20 protein-coding genes are annotated in these 21,931 nt (G+C 74.5%); 8 read left to right on the plus strand and 12 right to left on the minus strand.

Features of this window, described 5'->3' with window-relative positions; translation table 11 throughout:
• Positions 1-45 precede the first annotated feature (45 nt).
• The gene (locus tag HT134_RS06015; RefSeq protein WP_175599190.1) at positions 46-1,440 is read left to right on the plus strand and encodes an aminopeptidase P family protein; all 1,395 of its coding nucleotides are present in this window, start codon (positions 46-48) and stop codon (positions 1,438-1,440) included.
• An 18-nt stretch (positions 1,441-1,458) separates the two neighbouring features.
• Here the strand turns inward: HT134_RS06015 and pdxR are convergent, their stop codons facing one another.
• Positions 1,459-2,871, minus strand: coding sequence for a MocR-like pyridoxine biosynthesis transcription factor PdxR (gene pdxR, locus HT134_RS06020; protein WP_175599191.1), 1,413 nt, complete (start codon positions 2,869-2,871; stop codon positions 1,459-1,461).
• Between the two features lie 69 nt (positions 2,872-2,940).
• On the opposite strand from pdxR, the gene HT134_RS06025 reads away from it, so the two are divergent.
• Positions 2,941-3,678 carry a metallophosphoesterase gene (locus HT134_RS06025; protein WP_175599192.1) on the plus strand — a complete coding sequence of 246 codons (738 nt, stop codon included), beginning with the start codon at positions 2,941-2,943 and terminating at the stop codon, positions 3,676-3,678.
• Between the two features lie 12 nt (positions 3,679-3,690).
• Here the strand turns inward: HT134_RS06025 and HT134_RS06030 are convergent, their stop codons facing one another.
• A complete protein-coding gene (locus HT134_RS06030) occupies positions 3,691-5,088 on the minus strand; it encodes an FAD-binding oxidoreductase (RefSeq protein ID WP_175599193.1) in 1,398 nt (465 codons plus the stop codon).
• Between the two features lie 141 nt (positions 5,089-5,229).
• Between HT134_RS06030 and HT134_RS06035 the strand changes: the two genes are divergently transcribed.
• From HT134_RS06035 to HT134_RS06050, 4 genes are all read left to right on the plus strand, one after another.
• On the plus strand, positions 5,230-5,838 hold the full coding sequence (locus HT134_RS06035) for a 4'-phosphopantetheinyl transferase family protein (RefSeq protein ID WP_312887989.1): 609 nt from the start codon (positions 5,230-5,232) through the stop codon (positions 5,836-5,838).
• A gap of 75 nt (positions 5,839-5,913) precedes the next feature.
• On the plus strand, positions 5,914-6,372 hold the full coding sequence (locus HT134_RS06040) for a MarR family winged helix-turn-helix transcriptional regulator (protein WP_175599194.1): 459 nt from the start codon (positions 5,914-5,916) through the stop codon (positions 6,370-6,372).
• Between the two features lie 88 nt (positions 6,373-6,460).
• Positions 6,461-7,111 (plus strand): LppX_LprAFG lipoprotein, encoded by a 651-nt coding sequence (locus tag HT134_RS06045; protein ID WP_175599195.1) that lies wholly within the window; start codon positions 6,461-6,463, stop codon positions 7,109-7,111.
• Positions 7,112-7,115: 4 nt separating this feature from the next.
• Positions 7,116-8,687 carry an MFS transporter gene (locus HT134_RS06050; RefSeq protein WP_175599196.1) on the plus strand — a complete coding sequence of 524 codons (1,572 nt, stop codon included), beginning with the start codon at positions 7,116-7,118 and terminating at the stop codon, positions 8,685-8,687.
• Between the two features lie 43 nt (positions 8,688-8,730).
• Here the strand turns inward: HT134_RS06050 and aspS are convergent, their stop codons facing one another.
• The 3 genes from aspS to cmk all read right to left on the minus strand — a co-directional run bounded on the left by aspS (position 8,731) and on the right by cmk (position 12,491).
• Complete coding sequence (gene aspS, locus HT134_RS06055) at positions 8,731-10,002, minus strand: aspartate--tRNA(Asn) ligase (RefSeq protein ID WP_175599197.1); 1,272 nt, start codon at positions 10,000-10,002, stop codon at positions 8,731-8,733.
• 321 nt (positions 10,003-10,323) lie between these two features.
• On the minus strand, positions 10,324-11,739 hold the full coding sequence (der, locus tag HT134_RS06060) for a ribosome biogenesis GTPase Der (protein ID WP_175599198.1): 1,416 nt from the start codon (positions 11,737-11,739) through the stop codon (positions 10,324-10,326).
• A 32-nt stretch (positions 11,740-11,771) separates the two neighbouring features.
• A complete protein-coding gene (gene cmk / locus HT134_RS06065; protein WP_312887990.1) occupies positions 11,772-12,491 on the minus strand; it encodes a (d)CMP kinase in 720 nt (239 codons plus the stop codon).
• Positions 12,492-12,678: 187 nt separating this feature from the next.
• On the opposite strand from cmk, the gene HT134_RS06070 reads away from it, so the two are divergent.
• Together HT134_RS06070 and HT134_RS06075 are read left to right on the plus strand one after the other, a co-directional pair.
• Positions 12,679-13,518: a glycosyltransferase family 2 protein gene (locus HT134_RS06070; RefSeq protein ID WP_175599200.1), complete on the plus strand. Its 840-nt coding sequence runs from the start codon at positions 12,679-12,681 to the stop codon at positions 13,516-13,518.
• Positions 13,515-14,426: a glycosyltransferase family 2 protein gene (locus tag HT134_RS06075; protein WP_175599201.1), complete on the plus strand. Its 912-nt coding sequence runs from the start codon at positions 13,515-13,517 to the stop codon at positions 14,424-14,426. The genes HT134_RS06070 and HT134_RS06075 overlap by 4 nt, the downstream gene beginning before the upstream one ends.
• 59 nt (positions 14,427-14,485) lie before the next feature.
• Here HT134_RS06075 and HT134_RS06080 read toward each other — a convergent pair whose 3' ends face one another.
• From HT134_RS06080 to HT134_RS06110, 7 genes are all read right to left on the minus strand, one after another.
• Positions 14,486-15,670, minus strand: coding sequence for a prephenate dehydrogenase (locus HT134_RS06080; RefSeq protein WP_175599202.1), 1,185 nt, complete (start codon positions 15,668-15,670; stop codon positions 14,486-14,488).
• A gap of 50 nt (positions 15,671-15,720) precedes the next feature.
• A complete protein-coding gene (gene aroH / locus HT134_RS06085) occupies positions 15,721-16,080 on the minus strand; it encodes a chorismate mutase (RefSeq protein WP_175599203.1) in 360 nt (119 codons plus the stop codon).
• 73 nt (positions 16,081-16,153) lie between these two features.
• Complete coding sequence (locus tag HT134_RS47545) at positions 16,154-18,070, minus strand: pseudouridine synthase (protein WP_312887991.1); 1,917 nt, start codon at positions 18,068-18,070, stop codon at positions 16,154-16,156.
• Positions 18,067-18,573: an SMC-Scp complex subunit ScpB gene (scpB, locus tag HT134_RS44605; protein ID WP_217707608.1), complete on the minus strand. Its 507-nt coding sequence runs from the start codon at positions 18,571-18,573 to the stop codon at positions 18,067-18,069. Before scpB ends, HT134_RS47545 begins: the two co-directional genes overlap by 4 nt.
• A 526-nt stretch (positions 18,574-19,099) precedes the next feature.
• A complete protein-coding gene (locus tag HT134_RS06100; RefSeq protein ID WP_175599204.1) occupies positions 19,100-19,963 on the minus strand; it encodes a segregation and condensation protein A in 864 nt (287 codons plus the stop codon).
• Positions 19,960-20,901: a ParA family protein gene (locus HT134_RS06105; protein ID WP_175591871.1), complete on the minus strand. Its 942-nt coding sequence runs from the start codon at positions 20,899-20,901 to the stop codon at positions 19,960-19,962. The genes HT134_RS06100 and HT134_RS06105 overlap by 4 nt, the downstream gene beginning before the upstream one ends.
• 116 nt (positions 20,902-21,017) lie before the next feature.
• The gene (locus HT134_RS06110; RefSeq protein WP_175599205.1) at positions 21,018-21,923 is read right to left on the minus strand and encodes a site-specific tyrosine recombinase XerD; all 906 of its coding nucleotides are present in this window, start codon (positions 21,921-21,923) and stop codon (positions 21,018-21,020) included.
• Positions 21,924-21,931: the final 8 nt, after the last annotated feature.

Raw genomic sequence — 21,931 nt, forward strand, 5'->3', positions numbered from 1 at the left:
AGGCCCGGGAAGGGCCGCCCGCACCAGCCGTCAGGACCCTCACCCATGACCGAACAGCTCAACACCGGAAGCCACGACCTGCCCGTCACCGAGGCGCTGGCCGCGTTCATGCGCACGGGGTGGGCCGACACCCGGCGCGCCGGCGTCGAGCCGCTGCCGGTGGCGCCGTGGGCGGCCAAGCGCCGCGCCGCGCTGGCGGCCCGCTTCCCGGGCGAGCGGCTGGTCGTGCCGTCCGGGACGCTCAGGACGCGCAGCAACGACTGCGATCACCGGTTCCGGCCGCACAGCGCGTACGCGTACCTGACGGGCGCGGGCGAGCCGGACGACGTGCTCGTCGTGGAGCCGTCCGGCGAGGCCACGCTGTACCTCCGGCCGCGCTCGCCGCGCGAGGAGGGCGAGGAGTTCTACCGCGACCGGCGCTACGGCGAGTTCTGGGTGGGACGGCGGCCCGACCTCGCGGAGGCGTCGGCGCTGTACCAGATGGAGTGCGCGCACATCCGCGACCTCGACCTCAAGGGGCCGGCCCGGGTGCTGCGCGGCGTGGACGCCCGCGTCGACGCGCTGGTGCCGTCCGGCGGGGGCGACGCGGAGCTGGAGTCGTTCCTGGCCGAGATGCGGCTGGTCAAGGACGAGTGGGAGGTCGGCGAGCTGCAGGCGGCCGTGGACGCCACGGCGCGCGGCTTCGAGGACGTGGTGCGCGCCCTGCCGGCGGCGCTCGGCCACCCGCGCGGCGAGCGGTACCTGGAGGGCGTGTTCGGGTTGCGCTCGCGGCTGGAGGGCAACGCGGTGGGCTACGAGAGCATCGTGGCCTCCGGCGCCCACGCCTGCGTGCTCCACTGGATCCGCAACGACGGGCGGCTGCGCGACGGCGACCTGCTGCTGCTCGACGCGGGCGTCGAGACCGACACGCTGTACACGGCCGACGTCACGCGCACGCTGCCGCTGTCGGGCCGCTTCGGCACGGTCCAGCGGCAGGTGTACGACCTGGTGTACGAGGCGCAGCAGGCCGCCATCGCGGCGCTCCGGCCGGGCGCCCGCTTCCGCGACTTCCACCTGGCGGCCATGCGCGTCATCTCCGAGGGGCTGCGCGACTGGGGGCTGCTGAAGGACCCGGTGGACGCGCTCATGGAGTCCGGGCTGTACCGGCGGTACACGCTGTGCAGCAGCGGCCACATGCTGGGCCTGGACGTCCACGACTGCGCGCGGGCGCGGGCCGAGACGTACCTGGACGGGGTGCTGGAGGAGGGTCAGGTGCTGACCGTCGAGCCGGGCCTGTACCTCCAGCCGGACGACCTCACGCTGCCGGAGGAGTTCCGCGGCCTGGGCGTCCGCATCGAGGACGACCTGGTGATCACGGCGGACGGCGCCCGCCTGATGTCGGACGCTCTGCCGCGCCGGGCGGACGACGTCGAGTCCTGGATGGCGTCGCTGCTGCGCTGAGCCGGGGGCCGGTCCGCCTCACGTGGCGGGGCGGGCCCCGCCGAGGGTCTGGGCGAAGGCCGCGGTCAGGGCGTCGAGGGCCGCCGGGTAGGCGCGTTCGGCCGGGGCGCCGAAGCCGACCAGGACGCCCTGGGGGCGGCCCGCGGGGTCGTGGTGGAGTTCGGTGAGGCCGCGCAGGGCGACGCCGCGCCGGGCGCAGGCCGCCAGCAGCCCCTCCTCGGTGCAGCCGCCCGGGTCGAGGGTGACGAGGGTGTGCAGGCCGGCGGGCACCCCGTGCGCGGTGAGGCCCGGGAGCGCCGCGACGCGGTCGAGCAGGAGGTGGCGGCGCCTGCGGTAGCGCAGCCGGGCGGCCCGGATGTGCCGGTCGTAGGCGTGGCCGGTGATCAGGTCGGCCAGGACGAGCTGGCCCAGCGTCTCGGTGTACAGGTCGGCCTCCTGCTTGGCGCGCACCACCGGCGGCACGAGGTGGGGCGGCAGGACCATCCAGGCCAGGCGGAGGGCGGGGCCGAGGGTCTTGGAGGCGGTGCCGCAGTAGACGACGTGGTCCGGGGCGGTGCCCTGCAGGGCGCCGACGGGCTGGCGGTCGTAACGGTACTCGCCGTCGTAGTCGTCCTCGACGATCACCGCGCCGGTGGCCCTGGCCCAGGCGGTCAGCGCCTGGCGGCGCCGGGCGTGCAGCGGCACACCGGTCGGGTACTGGTGGGTGGGGGTGAGGAGCACCGCCCCCGTGTCGGGGCCGAGCGCGTCGATCCGGGCGCCGTGGTGGTCGACCGGCAGGGGCAGGACGGTGAGCCCGGCGCGGCGCACGGCGTCGCGGAAGAGGTTGTGGCCCGGGTCCTCCGCGGCGGCCGTACGGATTCCGGAAGCGGCGAGCACGCCGCTGAGCAGGCTCAGCCCCTGGTAGAAGCCGGAGACGACCACGACGCGGTCCGGGCCGGCGACCACGCCGCGGGTGCGGCCGAGGTAGCCGGCGAGCGCGGTGCGCAGCTCCACGTGGCCCTGCGGGTCGCCGGCGCCGAAGACGTCCGGCCGGGCGGCGGCGAGGACGCGGCGGGTCGCGGCGAGCCAGGCGCGGGCGGGGAAGGCGCTGACGTCGGGCAGCCCGGGACGCAGGTCATGGCGGGGCGCAGTGGGCGGGCCGGGCCGGCTCGCGGACTGCGCGACCGGCTGCGGGAGGTCGGCGACGGTGGTGCCCGATCCGGCGCGGACCGTCAGGTAGCCCTCCTCGGCGAGCTGGTCGTAGGCGGCGCTGACGGTGCCCCGGGCCAGGCCGAGCTGGTGGGCCAGGCCGCGGGTGGAGGGCAGGCGCGTGCCCGGGGACAGCCGGCCCGTCCTGACGGCGTCGCGCAGGGCGTCCTCCAGGCGCCGCCGCCGCGCGCCCTGCCCTCCCAGCTCGACGTGGAGGTCCCAACTGGCCCAATGTTCCGGCATGTGACCGGATCTTAGTGCTGGGCCAGTGTGTCGGTAGGGTCCCGTCCAGACGACGGAAGGACGACAGCCATGATCGTGGTGGCCCACCTCAGCGACACGCACATCGACGGGGAGCCGCGCAGCAGCCTGCGGACGCGGAAGGTCGCGGAGTTCCTCGACGGCCTGCCGTACGACTTCGACGCGGTCCTGGTCACCGGCGACGTCGCCGACCACGGCCGGGCCGACGAGTACGAGGAGGCGCGCAAGCTGCTCGACCTGCGCCATCCCACGTTCTTCTGCCCGGGCAACCACGACGACCGGGCGGAGTTCCGGCGCGTGCTCCTGGGCGAGGCGCCGAGCGGCGGCCCGGTCAACCAGCTCCACCGCACCCCGAGGGCCGTGTTCGCGCTGTGCGACTCGACCATCCCCGGCGAGGACGGCGGCCACCTGGCCGACGAGACCCTCGACTGGCTGGCCGCCGCGCTGGACGAGACGCCCGGCGACGTGCCGGTGTTCGTCGCCTTCCACCACCAGCCGATCGTCCTGCACCACCCGTACCTGGACGGCATCGGGCAGCGCGCCCCGGAGCGCCTCGCCGCCCTGGTGGCCGGGCGTCCCAACGTCGCCGCTGTCCTGTTCGGCCACTGCCACGCGGCGGTCGCCTCCACCCTGGGCGGCCGCCCGCTGCGCTCGGCGCCGGGGGTGGTCAACAGCCTGCGGTTGCCGTGGGAGGCGGACCTGGTGGACCTCGACGTCCCGCCGTCCCTGGCCGTCCACATCCTCGGCGACGACGGCACGTTCCAGACGACCTACCGCACGGTGCTCTGAGCAGCGCGAGGATCAGGACGGGCGGATGTTGGCGTTGAGGTGGAAGACGTTGCCGGGGTCGTAGACCGCCTTCACCGCCGCCAGCCGGGCGTACTTGTCCCGCCCGTACGCGCGGCGCACCCGGTCCGCGTCCGCCTCCACCTGGAAGTTCACGTACGACCCGGCGCCCGTGGCGTGCGGGAGCATCGCCTGCCAGGCGGCCCGCGACCACGCCCGCTCGGCCGGCAGCGCCTCGGGCGACGGCGTCAGCGCCATGAACGACAGCGTGTGGTGCGGCGCGCGCGACCCGCCGTAGGCGGTGGCGCCGTCGTTCATGTCGGAGAACGCGCCGTCGAGCCGGAACGACGGGACGAACGACATCGGCGACGTCTTGCGCGCCGCGTGCTCGTTCAGCGTGGCCGCCGCCTCGGGGCCGATCCCGGTCACGTCCAGGGCCTTCTCGTAGGCGTGGACGCCCCAGGGGGCGCTGTCGTCCAGGAGCTTCTGCAGCCGCGTGTACGGCATGGCCTCGGCGAACGCGAACAGCGGCGGCAGCGCCCGAGCCGCCCGCGCGGCGGTGGCCGCGTGCTCCTCCGCCGAGCCGAAGCCGGCGATCAGCAGGGCGTGGCCGAGCCGCCCCCGGTGCTCCGGCGGCACGAACGGCAGCGGAGGAGCCGTCAGGCCGCACGCCGTCAGCACCCCGGCGCGCCGGGGCAGCCCGGCGATCGTCTCCTCGGCCGCCGCCAGCGCCTCCGTCCCGCGCTCGATCTCCCAGAACAGCAGCGCGACGTGGACCTCCGGCCCCACCGGGTGCAGCCGGAAGGTGAAGCCCGTGACCACGCCGAAGTTGCCGCCCCCGCCCCGCAGGGCCCAGAACAGGTCGGGGTGGTCGCCGGGCGAGGCGTGGACGTACTGCCCTCCCGCCAGCACCACGTCGGCCGACATCAGGTTGTCGGCGGTGAGCCCGTGCGTGCGGGTCAGCCAGCCGAACCCGCCGCCCAGCGTCAGCCCGCCGACGCCGGTGTGGCTGACCGTGCCGCCGGGTGTCGCCAGGCCGTACGCCTGCGTGGCGGCGTCGAGGTCGGCCCAGGTGGCGCCGCCCTCGCAGACGGCGCGGCGGGTGCCGGGATCGACGCGGACGCGGCGCAGCGCGCTGAGGTCGAGCATGAGGCCGCCGGAGGTCACGGCGGAGCCGCCGAAGTTGTGGCCGCCGCCGCGTACCGAGATCTCCAGTTCCTCCTCGCGGGCGAACCTGACGGCCGCCGACACGTCGCCGGGGCCGGCGCAGCGGACGATCGCGGCGGGCCGGCGGTCGACGGCGCCGTTCCAGACGGCGCGGGCGGAGTCGTAGAGGACGTCCTGCTCCGTGATCACGCGCCCGGCGCAGCGCTCGCGCAACGCCTCCAGCTCACGCCTGATCAGCCGAACCATGGCGCACCCCCGGCCGTCCCCCGGAGCTGGGCGGACATCCCCATCCTAATTTTCCCGGGATCAGCCGGGTGCCGCCCACCGGTGAAATCCTGGTCATGCGCGCGGGACCGCCGTTCCCGCGGGGGTCGTAGGATCGCGAGGGTGACGATCGGCCCCGTGGCGATGGGGGGACGCCCCGACCAGGTGCGCGCCCCCGAGGACTGGCTCACCCCCGTCGAGAGGGAGCGGGCCGCGCGGTTCGCCTTCGAGGTCGACCGCGCCGCGTTCGTCGCCGCCCATCTCCTCGTACGGCAGTGCGCGGCCGCCGCTCTCGGCGCCCGCCCGGAGGAGCTGACGCTGGTGCAGCACTGCGACGTCCACGGCCCCGGCCACGGCCGGCCGTCGATCGAGCAGGCGCCCTCGCTCGGCGTCAGCCTCAGCCACACGCGCGGCTACGTCTGCGCGGCGGCGGGCGACGGCCGGGTCGGCGTGGACGCCGAGCGCGTGCCGGCGGGCCCGTTCGACGCGACGCTGGCGGAGATCGCGCTGACCCCCGCCGAGCGCCGGCGCGTCACCGGCAACGACGCGCTGATCCGCCTGTGGGCCCGCAAGGAGGCGCTGATCAAGCGGGGCGAGCTGGCGCTGGACCGGATGCGCGCCGCCGACGTCGACTGGACGGGGCGCCACGTGCTCGAATGGACGGCCGAGGGGGACGTCGTGGTGGCCGTCGTCACCGACGCGCCCTGCCGCCGGATGCCCCTCGTCCGATGAACGGGAGAACGTTGTCCGGGAGGCCCTCGGCGGTCACCGGGATGGCATCACTCAGCGTGCGCTAGATTGGAGATCATGAGCGCGCCCCGCTGGCTTTCCCCCGCCGAGCAGCGTGCCTGGCGCACCCAGCTGGCCCTGCACAAGCTGCTCATGCATCGGCTCGACCGTGAGCTCCAGGAACACTCACTGTCCGTGAACGACTACGAGATCCTGGTCAACCTCTCGGAGAGCCCGGGCAGACGCATGCGGATGAGCGACCTGGCCGACGCCACGATCCAGTCGCGCAGCCGCCTGTCCCACCAGATCTCCCGCATGGAGGCCAAGGGCCTGGTGTCGCGCGAGGAGTGCCGCGACGACCGGCGCGGCACGTTCGCGGTGCTGACCGACGAGGGCTGGGAGACCATCCAGCGCGTGGCGCCCCACCACGTGGCCAGCGTGCGCGAGCACTTCATCGACCGGCTCACCGACGACCAGCTCGATGCCCTGGAGCAGGCGTACCGGCCGATCGTCGAGCATTTGAAGAAACTGCGCTGACGCCGCGCCGGGGTCCGGACGGGCGCCGACACCCAACCGATACCGGCGAGCCGCGCGCGCGGATCCGGCCGCTCGCTACGATCCGCTCATGCTGAGAAAGCTGCTGCTCGTCGTTCTTGTCGCGCTCGTGTCGGCCTGTTCGTCGGGTGGCGGCGCGGAGCTCCCCGCCGGCCCCGACCTGATGAAGAAGGCGTCGCAGGCCATGAGGACGGTCAAGTCGGCCTCGTTCTCCATCAGCACCGAGGGCAAGCCGAAGGTGCCGCTGAAGCAGGCCGACGGCCGCCTCACCGCCGCCGGCGACGCCGACGGGACGATCACGCTGGAGGTGCTCGGCAGCCTCCAGGAGATCACGTTCGCGCTGGTCGGCGACACCGTGCACTTCAAGGGGCCGACCGGCGGGTTCCAGAAGCTCACCCGCAAGGAGCTGGCGCAGCTCTACGACCCGTCGCTCATCCTGAGCCCCGACAAGGGCGTCCCCCAGTTGCTCGCCAGCGCCGGCGACCCGCGCGTGGAGGCGGAGGAGGACGGCGCCTACCGGGTCGCCACGACGTTCTCCGGCCCGGTGCTCGGCACGCTGGTGCCCGGCGTGACCCAGGGCGTCAACGGCACGGTCTGGGTGGACAAGGCCACCAGCAGGCTCACCAAAGTGGTGCTGCCGCTGCAGGACGGCACGGTGACGGTCGCGTTCAGCGACTACGACGCGCCGGTCACGATCACGCCGCCGCCCTCGGCGGGATGAGCTGATGGGTCTCCTCCACAGCGGGAAGCGGCCGGCGCGGACGGCCCGCGGGGCCGCCCTGGGGGTCGGCGGCGCGGTGGTGCTGCTCGCGGCGCTCGACGCCTACGTGGTCGTGACCGTCCTCATCGACATCGCCGAGGACATCGGCATCCCGGTCAACCGCCTGGAGCGGGTCACGCCCGTGGTCACCGGGTTCCTGCTGGGGTACGTGGCCGCGATGCCGCTGCTCGGCCGGCTCTCCGACCGGTACGGCCGCAAGCCCCTCATCCACCTCTGCCTGGCGGCGTTCGCGATCGGCTCGGTGCTGACGGCGCTGGCGGCCGGCGAGGTCATGGTGGTCGCCGGGCGGACCGTCCAGGGCGTGGCGGGCGGGGCACTGCTGCCGATCACGATGGCGCTCATCGGCGACCTGTGGGAGGAGCGGGAGCGGGCCACCGCGCTGGGCGCCGTGGGCGCGGCTCAGGAACTGGGCAGCGCCCTGGGCCCCCTGTACGGCGGGGCGCTGGCGAAGATCTCCCGGACGTCGTTCCTCGGGGTGGAGCTGGGCGGCTGGCACGCCATCTTCTGGATCAACGTCCCGCTCGCCGTCCTGGCCGCCGTCGCCGTCCAGCTCGCCGTCCCCTCACCCCGCCGCCTCCCGCAGGACGTCACGGCGGGTCCGGAAGCCGGTCCAGGGGCCGCTTCGGCCCGGGCGCGGATCGACGGGAAGGGCGGGGCGCTGCTGGCGCTCGCCCTCGCCCTGCTGGTGACCGGCCTGTACAACCCGGACCCCGCCAAGGCCGTGCTGCCGCCCTGGGGGCTGCCGCTCATCGGGGTCGGCCTGCTCACGGGCGCGGTGTTCGTCTGGTGGGAGATCCGCTCCCCCGTACGCCTGCTCGACCTGTCCGGCACCCGCAAGGGCCCGCTGCTGGCCACGCTGGGCGTCAGCTTCCTGACCGGCGCGGCGCTGCTGGTGACCATGGTGTTCGTCCAGTTCGCCGCGCAGACGCTGCTGGAGATGGAGGCGCTGGACGCGGCCTGGCAGGTGCTGGGCCGGTTCCTGGTCGCGCTGCCCGTGGGCGCCCTCGCGGGCGGGCTGCTGGCGCGCCGGCTGGGCGACCGGATCGTCGCCGTGGCCGGGCTGCTGGTGGCCACGGCCGGCTACGCGCTGATGAGCCGCTGGCCCCTCGACCTGGCCGCCGCCCGGACGCAGATGGACGTCGACCTGGTGGTCGCCGGGCTCGGGCTGGGCCTGGTCATCGCCCCGGTGTCGGCCGCCGTGCTGCGCGTGACGCCGGCCGTCCAGCACGGCGTGGCCTCGGCCGCCGTGGTGGTGGCCCGGATGATGGGCATGCTGATCGGCATCGCGGGCGTGTCGGCCTGGGGGTTCTACCGGTTCCAGTCGCTGACGGCGCACCTGGACACGCCGCTGCCGTTCGGCGTCGACCCGGCGGTGTACGCCCGCAGGATGGCGGACTACCTGGCCCGGATCGACGCCGCGCTGCACCTGGAGTACACCGAGATGTTCCTGGTGACGGCGGTGCTGTGCCTGCTCGGCGCCGCGGCCGCCCTCTTCCTGCCCCGACGCGGCGCCTGAGCGGGCGGCACGTCGGGGCGAGAGGCGGCGGCCGGGCGGCGGGTCAGGGCGACAGGCGGTGCAGGTCGCGCGGGAACAGCGCCGCCTGCCGGATGTTGGACGCGCCCGTCAGACGGGCCGTCCAGCGTTCGAGCCCGATCGCGAACCCGCCGTGCGGCGGCATCCCGTGCTCGAACGCCTTCAGGTACCCCTCGTACGGCTCCACCGGCTCGCCCCGGGCGGCCAGCGCGTCCAGGTAGTCCTGGTACCGGTGCAGCCGCTGCCCGCCCGTCACCAGTTCCAGCCCCCGGAACAGCAGGTCGAAGCCGTTGGAGTGGCCGGGCCGCGCCGGGTCGGGATGCGTGTAGAAGGGCCGCTTGGCCATCGGGTAGCCGGTGACGAACAGGAACTCCGAGCCGTGCTCGCGCAGCGCCCACCGCGACAGCCACCGCTCCTGCGCCGGCGACAGGTCCGGCTCGCCGTCCTCGCCGCTGAGGCGCTTGGCCTCGGTGAAGTGGACGGCCGGGATCTCGGCCGGCACCTCGGGCAGGGCGACGTCCAGGGCCTCGACGGCGCGGGCCGCGCGCAGCCGTACCGCCTCCAGCATGCCCGCCAGGGCCTCGCGCAGGACGGCCATCACGTCGCGGTGGTCGCGGACGAACCCCAGCTCGGCGTCCAGGCTCGTGTACTGCGCGAGATGGCGGGCGGTGTCGTGCGGCTCTGCCCGGAACACCGGCCCGACCTCGTAGACCCGCTCGAACACGCCCACCATCGCCTGCTTGAAGAACTGCGGCGACTGGGCGAGGTAGGCGGGGCGGCCGAAGTAGTCGACGGAGAAGACGTCCGCCCCGGACTCGGTGGCCGAGGCGACCAGCTTCGGCGTGTGGATCTCGGTGAAGCCGAGCCGGTCGAGCGCCGCCCGGAACCCGGCCACGCTCGCCGCGGAGATCTCCAGCGGCGCGCGCAGCAGCGGGTGCCGCAGGGCGACGGGCGCGTGGTCGAGGACGACCGGCAGCTCGGCCGGGACGACGGGCCGGTAGAGGCCGAACGGCGGCGCCTGGGCGGGCTCCGCCAGGACCTCGATGCGGGGGCCGGTGAGCTCGGCTCCGCCGGGCGCCTGCGTGCCGGACCGGACCAGCCCGGTGACCCGCACGACGCTCTCCTCGGCCGGGAGCGCCGTCCCGGGCGGGACGACGACCTGGGACACGCCGCGACGGTCGCGGACGAGGAGGAAGGACACGGACTTCAGCCGCCGGCGGCGATGGACCCATCCGGCGATCGTCACTCGCTGGCCGGCGTGCTCCTTGAGCTCCGCCGACAGGACACGAGAGATCATCACAACTCCTTGGAGGATGTGCGTGATCCCTTGGGAGTGCGGGGGAGAAGGGAGCTCCCGGTGCCACCGCACTTTCGCCGCCCGCGACGGGACGGCCTCGGCGACCCTGTGACGGGGGTCAGGCCGGCGGGGCATTTCCTCCCCGCACTCGGGAGTGTCTTCACCGGGAGGCGTGGGACCGCCTTCACAGCTGCCGGCGGCTCTCTCGGCCCGCGCGGGTCTCCCGGCTACTCGTCTCCGTCGACGTGTTAGCCGTGGATGTTAGCGTCCGGACGGGGGGCGGGGCAACGCGATAAGGACGCGGCCACGCCCCCGGACCGGCTACCTGCGCTGCTGGGAGGAGGAGGAAGCGCCGCCCTTGCGCTTCTCGCGGATCTTCATGGTCACCTCGATCGGCGACCCGGCGAAGCCGAACTCCTCGCGGATGCGCCGCTCGATGAAGCGCCGGTACGTCTCCTCCAGCCACCCCGAGGTGAACAGCACGAACTTCGGCGGCTCCACCGACGCCTGGGTGGCGAACAGGATCTTCGGCTGCTTGCCGCCCCGCACCGGCGGCGGCGTCTGCTGCACCAGCTCGGTCAGGAACGCGTTGAGCCTGGCCGTGGGCACCCGCGTGGACCATGACTCCAGCGCCTTCTCCAGCGCCGGGACGAGCCGGTCCACGTGGCGGCCGGTGCGGGCGGAGATGTTGACCCGCAGCGCCCACGGGGTGCGCACGAGCTGCCGGTCGATCTCCTTCTCCAGGTAGTAGCGGCGGTCCTCGTCGACGAGGTCCCACTTGTTGAACGCCACGACCATGGCCCGGCCGGACTCGATCACCAGGCCGATGATCCGCAGGTCCTGCTCGGTGAGCGGCTCGCTGGCGTCGATGAGCACGACCGCCACCTCCGAGCGCTCCAGCGCGGAGCGGGTGCGCATGGCCGCGTAGAAGTCGGCGCCCTGCAGCTCGCGGTCGCGCCGCCGGATGCCGGCGGTGTCGACGAAGCGCCAGGTGCGCCCGCCCAGCTCGATCAGCTCGTCCACCGGGTCGCGGGTCGTGCCGGCCATCGGGTCGACCAGCACCCGCTCCTCACCGGCGAGCTTGTTCAGCAGCGACGACTTGCCGACGTTGGGCTTGCCGAGCAGCGCCACCCGGGCCGGGCCGCGCTCGACGGCGAAGGTCTCGCGCGGCGTCTCGGGCAGCGCGTCGAGCACGACGTCGAGCAGGTCGCCGCTGGAACGGCCGTGCAGGGCCGAGACGGGGTACGGCTCGCCCAGGCCGAGCGACCACAGCGCGGCGGCCTCCAGCTCGACCAGCTGGTTGTCGACCTTGTTGGCGGCCAGGATGACCGGCTTGCCGGCCTGGCGCAGCACCGAGCCGACGATCTCGTCGGCGTCGGTCGCGCCCACGGTCGCGTCGACCACGAACACGATGACGTCGGCCAGCTCGACCGCGACCTGCGCCTGCTCGGCGATGCGCAGCCCCATGCCGGTGGCGTCGGGGTCCCAGCCGCCGGTGTCGACGACCGTGAAGCGCCGGCCACGCCAGTTGGCCTCGTAGGTCACCCGGTCGCGGGTGACGCCGGGCACGTCCTCGACGACCGCCTCACGGCGGCCGATGATGCGGTTGACCAGCGTGGACTTGCCCACGTTGGGGCGGCCGACGATGGCGACGACGGGCAGCGGGCCGCTGTCGCCGTGGTCTTCGGACAATGCGAGGTCGTCGAGGTCAGCCTCGACCCAGTCCCCCGTAGACACGTTGTTTCATCCTTAGTGAGTCCCGCACCTGTTCAGGCGCGCTCGTAGTGGTGGCCGCCGGGGCCGCTCCGCGCCGCGGAACCGCCCCGCTCCTCGACCAGTCTCAGCACCTCCGCGATGACCTGCTCCAGGTCGAGCGCGGTGGTGTCGAGCTCGATGGCGCCATCCGCCAGCGAGAGAGGATCGGTCTTGCGCGTCGAGTCGAGCTTGTCGCGCCGGGCCAGCTCGGCCTGCTGGGCCTCCACCGTGGTGGCCTCGGCCCCGCCGCCGGACAGCTCCGCGTGGCGGCGCTGCGCGCGGGCCTCGGCGCTGGCCGTCAGGTAGATCTTGAGCGTGGCGTCGGGCGCGACGACCGTGCCGATGTCACGTCCTTCGACCACGATGCCGCCGTCGCCGATGATCTGCCGCTGCAGGGCCACGAGCCGGGCCCGCACCTCGGGCACGGCCGCGACCTGCGAGACGGCCCCGGTGACCCGGGCGCCCCGGATGGGGCCCGCCACGTCGACGCCGTCGACGTGGATGGACGGGGCGTCGGGATCGGTGCCGGAGACGATCTCGGGCTCGACGGCCCGCGCCGCGACCGCGTCGGTGTCGGCGGGGTCGACGCCCTGCTCCAGCACCCACCAGGTCATCGCCCTGTACATGGCGCCGGTGTCGAGGTAGCGCAGCCCGAGGGCCTTGGCGACCCCGCGCGACGCGCTCGACTTGCCCGACCCCGAAGGGCCGTCCATGGCGACGACCAGACCGGCCACGGCCTCTCCTTCTCCACGCTGTCCCGCCCCGGACGGCCCCTGCGGCCCGCGGCGCTCCATGCTGTTCACTCGACCTGAAGAGGCTACCGCCTCACGCCCCTTCCGGCGTCCGCGCGCGCCTCCGCCCCGGCCCTCCGCCCCAGCTCAGGGGACGACTAAGGGCGGGCATTTCGGAAAGGGACCGTACATGGATGAACGGGTGACGGTGGTGGTCGCCACCAGGGATCGGCGGCGCGCGCTGGCCGGGTCCCTCCCCCACCACCCGCGCCCCGTCATCCTCGTCGACAACGGCTCCACCGACGGAAGCCCCGGCTTCGTGCGCCGCCACTTCCCGGACGTCACGGTCGTCGAGGCCGGGCGCAACCTGGGCGCCCCCGCGCGCAACGTGGGCGTGCGCATGGCGGGCACCCCGTACGTGGCCTTCGCCGACGACGACTCCTGGTGGGCGCCGGGCGCGCTGGCCCGCGCCGCCGACGTGCTGGACGCGTACCCGCGCCTGGCCGTGCTGGCGGCCCGCGTCCTGGTCGGCCCGGAGCGGCGCCTGGACCCGGTGTGCGAGGAGATGGCCCGCTCGCCGCTCGGCCGTGAGCCGGACCTGCCCGGCCCGAGCGTGCTCGGCTTCCTGGCGTGCGGGGCCGTGGTGCGCGCGGACGCCTTCCTGGAGGCCGGCGGGTTCGACGACGTGATCTTCTTCTTCGGCGAGGAGGAACGCCTGGCCGTGGACCTGGCCGCCAAGGGCTGGGGGCTCGCCTACGTGGACGACGTCGTCGCGCACCACCACCCGTCGCCGTCCCGGGACCCGCGCGGGCGCAAGGAGCTGGCCACGCGCAACTCCGTGCTCACGGCCGTGCTGCGCCGCCCGTGGAGCGTCGTGGCGCGCCGCTCGCTGGCCGCCCTGCGGCAGGGCCCGAACGGCTGGCGGGGGCTGCGCACGGCCGTCCCGAGGCTGCGGCCGGCGCTGGCGCAGCGGCGCGGGCTGCCCCCGGCGGTCGAACGGGCGCGCCGCCTGCTGGAGGACGGCCGGTGACCCCGGACCCCCAGGGCGACCCGCGGGTCGGCGCCGTCGTCATCACGTGGAACCGGCGCGAGGAGGCCCTGCGCTCCGTGGGCCGGCTGCTCGCGCTGCCGGAACGGCCGCGGGTGGTGGTCGTCGACAACGGCTCCGACGACGGCACCGCCGAGGCGGTCCGCGCCACCTACCCGGAGGCCGACGTGGTGGCGCTGCGCGAGAACCTGGGCGCGGTCGGCCGCAACGTCGGCGTCAAGCGGCTGGACACCCCGTACGTGGCCTTCGCCGACGACGACACCTGGTGGGAGCCCGGTTCGCTGGCCCGCGCCGCCGACGTGCTCGACGCGCATCCGTACCTGGCCGTCGTCACGGCCCGCATCCTCGCCGAACCCGGCGCGCGGGAGGACCCGATCGTGCCCGAGCTGCGCGACTCCCCCGTGCGCGGGCCGTCCTGGCTGCCGGGACCGGCGCTGGGCAGCTTCCTGGCGGGCGCGTCCGTGCTGCGCCGCGACGCGTTCCTGCGGTGCGGCGGGTTCTCGCGGCGGCTGTGGCTGGGCGGCGAGGAGGAACTGCTGGCCGTCGACCTGGCCACGGCCGGGTGGGAGCTGTGTTACCTGGAGGAGCTGACCGTCCACCACGAGGCGTCCCGCAACCGCGACTCCCACGCCCGCCGGCGGGTGGGGCTGCGCAACACGCTGTGGTTCACGTGGCTGCGCCGCCCGGTGGGCGCGGCGCTGCGCCGCACGCTGCGGCTGGCGCGGACCGTGCCGCGCGACCGCGTCTCGGCGCTGGCGGCCCTGGACGCGCTGCGCGGCCTGCCGTGGGTGCTCGCCGAGCGGCGCAGGGTGCCGGCGCGGGTGGAGGCCCGGCTGGCCAGCCTGGAGGAGTCGCAGGCCACCTCACGCGCCCGCCGCTACGTCTCCTGACCCGCCCGTTCCGGGCGGGTACGGCATGCGGCCCCGCGTCACGGCGTACGGGCGGCGGGTCAGGGGACCTGCCAGCCGCGCTCGTGCAGGGCCCTGGTGAGGACGGGGGCCGCGTCCGGCTGCACCGACACCTCGGCGATGCCCAGCGGCAGGCCCGGCGCGTGCTCCAGCCGCACGTCCTCGACGTTGACCCCGACCTCGTCGCACACCTGGAACAGCTTGGCGAGCTGGCCGGGGCGGTCGCCGATGACCACCTGGACCACCACGTAGGAGGAGGCGGGGCCGCCGTGCTTGCCCGGGATGCGCCCGTGGCCCGCGACGCCCCGCTTGAGGAGCTGGGTGATGTCGGTCGAGGCGGTGCCGTCGCCCCCGGCCAGCGCGCGCAGCGCGGAGGCGGCCTCGGCCAGGTCGCGCGAGACGGCCTCCAGCACCTCGGCGACGGGCGCCGCGTTGCCGGACAGGATGCCGAGCCACAGGCCCGGGTCGCCGCCCGCGATCCGGGTGACGTCGCGCACGCCCTGTCCCGCCAGCCCGAGCGCGACCTCGGAGGCGTCGGCCAGGCGCGCGGCCACGGCGGAGGCGGTCACGTGGGGCGCGTGGGAGACCACGGCGACGGCCCGGTCGTGGTCGCCGGCGTCCACCTCGACGGGGTTGGCGCCGCACAGCTCCACCAGGCGCAGCACCGCCGCCCTGGCCTCCGGGGAGCTCTCGGGCGTGGGGCACAGCGCCCACGGCCGGCCCAGGAACAGGTCGGCCCGCGCCGCCCCGGGGCCGGACTTCTCCCGCCCGGCCAGCGGGTGCGAGGCGACGTACGCACCCAGGTCGCAGCCCAGGCGGCGGGCCTCGTCGATGGGCAGGGCCTTGACGCTGGCCACGTCGGTGTAGTGGGCGGCGGCGCCGGCCCGCTGGAGGGCGAGCAGCTCGGTGGCGACGTGCGCGGGCGGCACCGCGATCACCGCGAGGTCCGCCCGCTCGCCGCCGGCCGGGGCGGCGTCAGGACCGGCGTCCCCGGCGGAGCCGGCGGACCCGGCGGAGCCGGCGGGCTGCGCGTTCGCGCCGTCCGCGCCGGCGGAGGGGGCGGCGCGCCACTCCTCACCGGCGCCCAGCTCGCGGGCCAGGCGCATCGCGCCCTGGTCGCGGTCGGCGAGCAGCACGCGCACCCCCTGCCCGCGCAGCGCCAGCGCCACGGAGGTGCCGATGAGACCGGTGCCGACGACGAGCACGGTGCGCAGTTCGGAGGCCATGTCGATGTCCTGGTGAAGGTCTGGTGGTGCGGGCCGGTGGAAGGGCGCCGCTACTGGGCGATGTCCTGGCGCAGGGCCACGGCGCCGCGCAGGTAGACGTGCTGGATCTCCGAGCGCGGCTTGTCGGTCTCGACGTGCGCCATGAGCCGCACCACGCGCGGCAGCGCGCCCGGCACGTCGATCTCGGTGCAGCAGATGAGCGGCACCTCGTGGAAGCCCAGCTTACGCGCCGCCAGCGCCGGGAACTCCGACGTCAGGTCGGGTGTGGCGGTGAACAGCACGCTGATCACGTCGTCGGTGGTGAGCTGGTTGCGCTCCATCAGCGTGGCGACGAGCTCGGTCGTGCCCTCGATGATGGCGTCACGGTCGTCGGAGTCCACCTGGATCGCGCCGCGGATCGCCCGCACCATGGTGATCTGTCCCCTCTGGATAAGCGGTGGAGCCCGTGCGGACCTCCGCACGGGCTCCTGCGTTCTGATCAGATTACAGCTTCACGGCGGCGTAGAGGTCGCCGACCTCCTTCAGCGTGAGCGCGCGGACGGTGCCGGGCTTGGTCCGGCCGAGCTTGACCGGCCCGAACTCGATCCTGGCCAGGTCGATGACCCGGTGGCCGGCCTCCTCCAGCAGGCGCCGCACCACGTGCTTGCGGCCCTCGTGCAGCACGACCTCGACCAACGCCTGCTGGCCGTGCTCCTGAACGATCGTGAAGCTGTCCACCTTGACCAGGCCGTCCTCCAGCTCGACGCCCTGCTTGAGCCGGCGGCCGAGGTCGCGCGGGATGGGACCCGGCACCTTGGCCCAGTACTTCTTCTGCACGCCGTAGCTGGGGTGGGTCAGCCGGTTGGCCAGCTCGCCGTCGTTGGTGAGCAGCAGCAGGCCCTCGGTCTCGGTGTCGAGCCGGCCCACGTGGAACAGGCGCGGGGCCAGCTCCTCGACGTAGTCGGCCAGGCACGGGCGGCCCTGCGGGTCGCTCATGGTGGACACGACGCCGATGGGCTTGTTCAGGGCGTAGTAGACGAGGTCGGGAGCGGTCGGGATGCGCTTGCCGTCGACGTGGATGATCTGCGTCGCGGGATCGACCTTGGCGCCGAACCTGCGCACGACCTGGCCGTTCACGGTGACGCGGCCGTCGCCGATCATCTCCTCGCAGGCGCGGCGGCTGGCCACGCCCGCCTGGGCGAGGACCTTCTGCAGGCGCACGCCGCCGGGGACCTCGGTGGTGTCGCGCTCGTCGGTGTAGCCCTCGGGGTAGAGGTCGGGGTCGCGCAGGGGCTGGCGGGAGGTCTTGAACCGGTCGCGGGGCGCCTCGCCGCCGCGGCCCGCCGTCTGCGCGCCGCCGCCCGGGCCCCGGTCCGCGCTCCACCGGCCCCGGCCGGCGCCGGAGGACCCTCCGTACGCGCCCTGGCCGCCGTAGCCGTCCCGCCGCGGGCCGCCCGCGGACGAGGAGCGGCCTCCGGAGGGGCGGCCGATGGTCTGGACGCCGTCGCGGCGGGAGCCACGCGGCTCCTCGCGGCGGCCGTAGCGGGCGCGGGAAGCGCCGGGGGCCTCCTCACGCCGGCCGCTCCGGTCGGCGCGGAACGAGGGACGGGCGCCGGGCCGCGACTCGGCGCCGAAGCCGCCGTCACGCCGGTCGGAGCGCGAAGCGCCGCCGCGGTCGTCACGACGGTCGGAACGGAAACCGCCGTCACGGTCGTCACGGCGGTCGGAACGGAAACCGCCGTCGCGGTCGTCGCGGCGCTCGGGACGGTAGCCGCCGTCACGACGGTCGGAGCGGAAGCCGGAGCGGGAAGCACCGTCGCGCTCGTCACGCCGGTCGGAACGGTAGCCGCCACGGTCGTCGCGGCCGGCGGAGCGGTAGGACGGGCGCTCGTCACGACGGTCGTCACGACGGTCGTCACGGCGGTCGTCACGGCGGTCCGTGCGATCGTCGCGCCGGTAGGCGCCGCGGGCGTCGGAGCGGTCCGAACGGTAGCCGCCGCGGTCCTCGGACCGGTCCGGACGGTAGCCGCCGCGGTCGTCACGCCGGTCGTCACGCCTGTCGGAACGGGAGTCGCCCCGGCCGTCGCGCGGGCCGGAGCCGAAGCCGCGACGCTCGGAGCGGAAACCGTCGCGGTCGTCGCGCCGCTCGGAGCGGAAGCCGCCGTCACGGCCCTCCGAGCGGAAGCCGCCCTCGCGGCCCTCGGAGCGGAAGCCGCCGCGTTCGCCGCCGGAGCGGTCACGGGAGGGGGAGTCGCCGTACCGGGCGCGGGCGCCGCCGCGATCGGCACGGAGGGAGTCGCGGCCGGAACCGCCGCGGCTGTCGTCGGAACGGAAGGCGGGACGCCCGCCGCGGCCACTGAAGCCGCCGGTACGTCCTCGACCGCGTCCATCACCGGACGGGGTGCTGCGCCTGTTGATCACTTTGTCGTCTCCTCGAGATTCTCCACGTCGTCCGGGAGGAACGGAGCCAGCTCGGGGAGCTCGCTGAGGTCCTTCAGTCCCAGACGTTCAAGGAAGTATGAGCTTGTCCGGTAGAGCACTGCCTGGCTCTCCGGGTCGGTGCCGGCCTCCTCGACCAGCCCCCGCGCGACGAGCGTCCGCATGACGCCGTCGCTGTTCACGCCGCGGACCGCGGCGACGCGGGCGCGGCTCACCGGTTGCCGGTAGGCCACGACCGCGAGTGTCTCCAGCGCGGCCTGGGTGAGCCGCGTCTGCTGGCCGTCGCGGACGAACCGCTCGACCAGGGGTGCGCAGTCGGCGCGCGTGTAGTAACGCCAGCCGCCCGCGACCTGTCTCAGATCGAAACCCCGCCGGGCTTCGGTGTATTCCGCCGCCAGCGATCTGAGGGCGGCGGTCACCTCGTGGGTGGGGCGTTCGAGCACCTGCGCCAGCGTCACCTCGGGGACGGGGACGTCCACGACCATGAGGATCGCTTCGAGCGCCGCGTGCAGGTCGGGTGCGGGCGCCGCCTCGTCCTCCGGCTCGGCCAGGGACTCCTCCGGCGTGTCCGCCACGCCGCTGAACGGCTCGGGTCCGGGCGCCGGCTGAGGTACGGGAGCCGGCTCGGACTCGGGCCTCGGCTCGGCTTCCGACACCGGCTCGGCTTCGGACACCGGCTCGGTGGCGGGGCCCGAGAGGGGCTCGCCGGACGAGGAGGGCTCGGCGGGCTCGGACGGTTCGTACAGCTCGGACGGCTCGGGGGCCTCGCGGGTGGCCGACCGTACCTCGGGGACAACCGGCTGAACCTCGGGGGTGGCCGGCCGGGTGTCGGCGGCGGCGGCCAGCGCGCCCGGCAGGGTCATCCAGGCCGGCAGCGTCGCCTCCGGCGACCTGCGGGGCTGTGGCGGCGCGTCCCCGGCGTGCTCCCCCGCCGATGCGCCGAAGTGGTCCCCCGCCGGCCCGCCGGGGTGGTCACCCGGGTGGTCGTCCGCGTGCTCGCCGGGGCGGTCGTCACTCATCAGCAGCCTTCTCCGCCTTCTCCGCGCTGAGCGCGCTCTCCTCGTAGTCGTCGCCCACCGCGACGTCGCCCTCGTCGCTGCCCGTCCAGGTGACGTGCAGGTCACCCAGCGGCTCGACCTGCTCGAAGCTCACCGCCGCCTCGCGGAACAGCTCCAGGACGGCGAGGAAGCGGGCGATGACCTCGAAGGTGCCGTCACAGTCGGCGACCAGGGCCCGGAAGGTGGCCCGGCGCATGCGCCTGAGGCGCTGGACCAGGATAGCGGCTTGCTCGCGGACGCTGGCCAGCGGTTGGTAGATGTGGCCGACGGCGACCGTGGGCGGCGCCTTCGGAGTGAACGCCCTGGCGGCGATCCTGGCGAGCTGTTCGGGGCCGATGCCGAGGATCAGCTCCGGCAGCAGGTCGGCGAAGCGCGGCTCCATCGGCACGGCGCGGGGGTGGCGCAGCGCCTCGTCGGCCATGCGGGCCGCGAAGACCTTCGCGACCTCCTTGTACGCCTTGTACTGCAGCAGCCGGGCGAACAGCAGGTCGCGGGCCTCCAGCAGCGCGAGGTCCTCCTCGTCCTCGACCTCGCCGCTGGGCAGCAGCCGGGCCGCCTTGAGGTCGAGCAGGGTGGCCGCGACCAGCAGGAAGTGGCTGGTCTGGTCGAGGTCCCACTCGGGGCCGCGCGAGCGGATGTAGGAGATGAACTCGTCGGTGACCTTGGACAGGGACACCTCGGTGATGTCGAGCTTGTGCTTGGCGATCAGCCCGAGCAGCAGGTCGAACGGTCCCTCGAAGACGTCGAGGTGGACCTGGAACCCGGACTTGCCCGCCTGCTCCTCGTCCTGGACGGCGCTCCCCCGCTCTGACGTCACCTGGCCATTGTGGCAGGCGCCGGCCAGCGCGAGAGCACTTCGCGGGCCAGCTCACGGTAGGCGCTGGCGCCGAGGGAGGACGGGTCGAAGGTGGTGATCGGCTCACCGGCGACCGTCGCGTCGGGGAAGCGGACGGTGCGGTTGATCACGGTGTGGAACACCTTGTCGCCGAACGCCTCGACGACGCGGGCCAGCACCTCGCGGCCGTGCAGGGTGCGGGCGTCATACATGGTCGCCAGCAGGCCCTCGATCTCCAGCTCGTCGTTGAGGCGCTCCTGGACCTTGGAGATGGTGTCCATGAGCAGGGCGACGCCGCGCAGCGCGAAGAACTCGCACTCCAGCGGCACCATGACGCCGTGGGCGCAGGTGAGCGCGTTGATGGTGAGCAGGCCGAGCGACGGCTGGCAGTCGATGAGGCAGACGTCGTAGTGCGGCAGCAGCGGCTTGAGCACGCGGCCGAGCACCTGCTCGCGGGCGACCTCGGTGACGAGCTGGACCTCGGCGGCCGACAGGTCGATGTTGCTGGGCAGCAGGTCGAGGCCCTCGACGCCGGTCTCCAGCAGCACGTCCTCGGCGGTGACGTTGCGCTCCATCAGCAGGTTGTAGACCGTGAGGTCGAGCTGGAGCGGGTTGATGCCGAGCCCGACGGACAGGGCGCCCTGCGGGTCGAAGTCGACGAGCAGGACCTTGAGGCCGTACTCGACGAGCGCGGCGCCCAGGTTGATGGTGGTCGTGGTCTTGCCGACCCCGCCCTTCTGGTTGACCATCGCGACGACCCGGGCCGGCCCGTGCACCTCCGGCGGCACGGGTTCCGGGAACACCGGCCGGGGGCGCCGGGTGGGGCCCAGGTTCACGCCGGTGGAGGGCGTGTCGGTCTTCGTGTCACCCCAGGGGTTGTCGGGGGTCCCCGGGGTCGAACCGTTGGTCGTCACAGTCACCAGCTCGAACCTCCCTGACGATCCCGAACCGGACCGTCCGGACGGACACTATGGCGTCATCACTAAACGCGGCAAGGCGGCACGCCGAACCGTGGCACGCCGCAAAAGACTATAGATCACTGCCGGGCGCGGGGGTGCGCGGCGGCGTACACCTCGCGGAGCTTGTCGACCGTGACCAGGGTGTAGACCTGGGTGGTCGTCACCGAGGCGTGGCCGAGCAGCTCCTGCACCACCCTAACGTCGGCGCCGCCGTCGATGAGGTGGGTTGCGAAGGAATGGCGGAGAACGTGCGGGGAGATCCCGCGGAGTCCGGCTCGTTCGGCGGCGGCCTGCAGCACCTCCCAGGCGCCCTGGCGGGTCAGGCGCCCGCCGCGCGCGTTGAGGAACACCGCGGGCGTGCCCCGGCCGTGGGCGAGCAGGCCGGGCCGGGCCCGGACGAGGTAGGCGTCGAGCGCCGAACGGGCGTAGCGGCCGAGCGGGACGATCCTGGTGCGGCCGCCCTTGCCGCGCAGCCGCACCTGGTCCTCCTCCAGGTCGTCGACGGCCAGGCCGACGGCCTCCGAGATGCGCGCGCCCGTGCCGTACAGGACCTCCAGCAGGGCGCGGTTGCGGAGGGTCAGCGGCGCGCCGTCGGGGCCGGAGGCGGCGATGAGCCGTTCGACCTCGTCGACGGCGATCGGCTTGGGCAGCTTGCGCAGCTGGCGCGGCGGGCGCACCTGGTGGGCGGGGTCGTGCGCGGTGACGCCCTCGCGCAGCGCGAAGCGGTGCAGCCCGCGCACGGCGGACACCGCCCGCGCGGCCGAGCTGGCCACGAGGGCGGGGTGCTCGCCGTCGCCCTCGCGCAGCGCGGCGAGGAAGCCGAGGACGTCGTCCTCGCCGACCTCGCCGAGCGTGGCGCGCCCGCGCGAGCGCAGGTGCTGGACGTAACGGCTCAGGTCACGACGGTAGGAGGCCAGCGTGTTGGCAGCCAGACCCCGCTCCACCGCCAGATGGGCGAGGTAGCTGGAGAGCACCGCCTCCACGACTCGGG

Origin of the sequence: Nonomuraea rhodomycinica (genome assembly GCF_013363995.1) — a bacterium.
In the GTDB taxonomy this organism is placed as follows: Bacteria; Actinomycetota; Actinomycetes; order Streptosporangiales; family Streptosporangiaceae; genus Nonomuraea; species Nonomuraea rhodomycinica.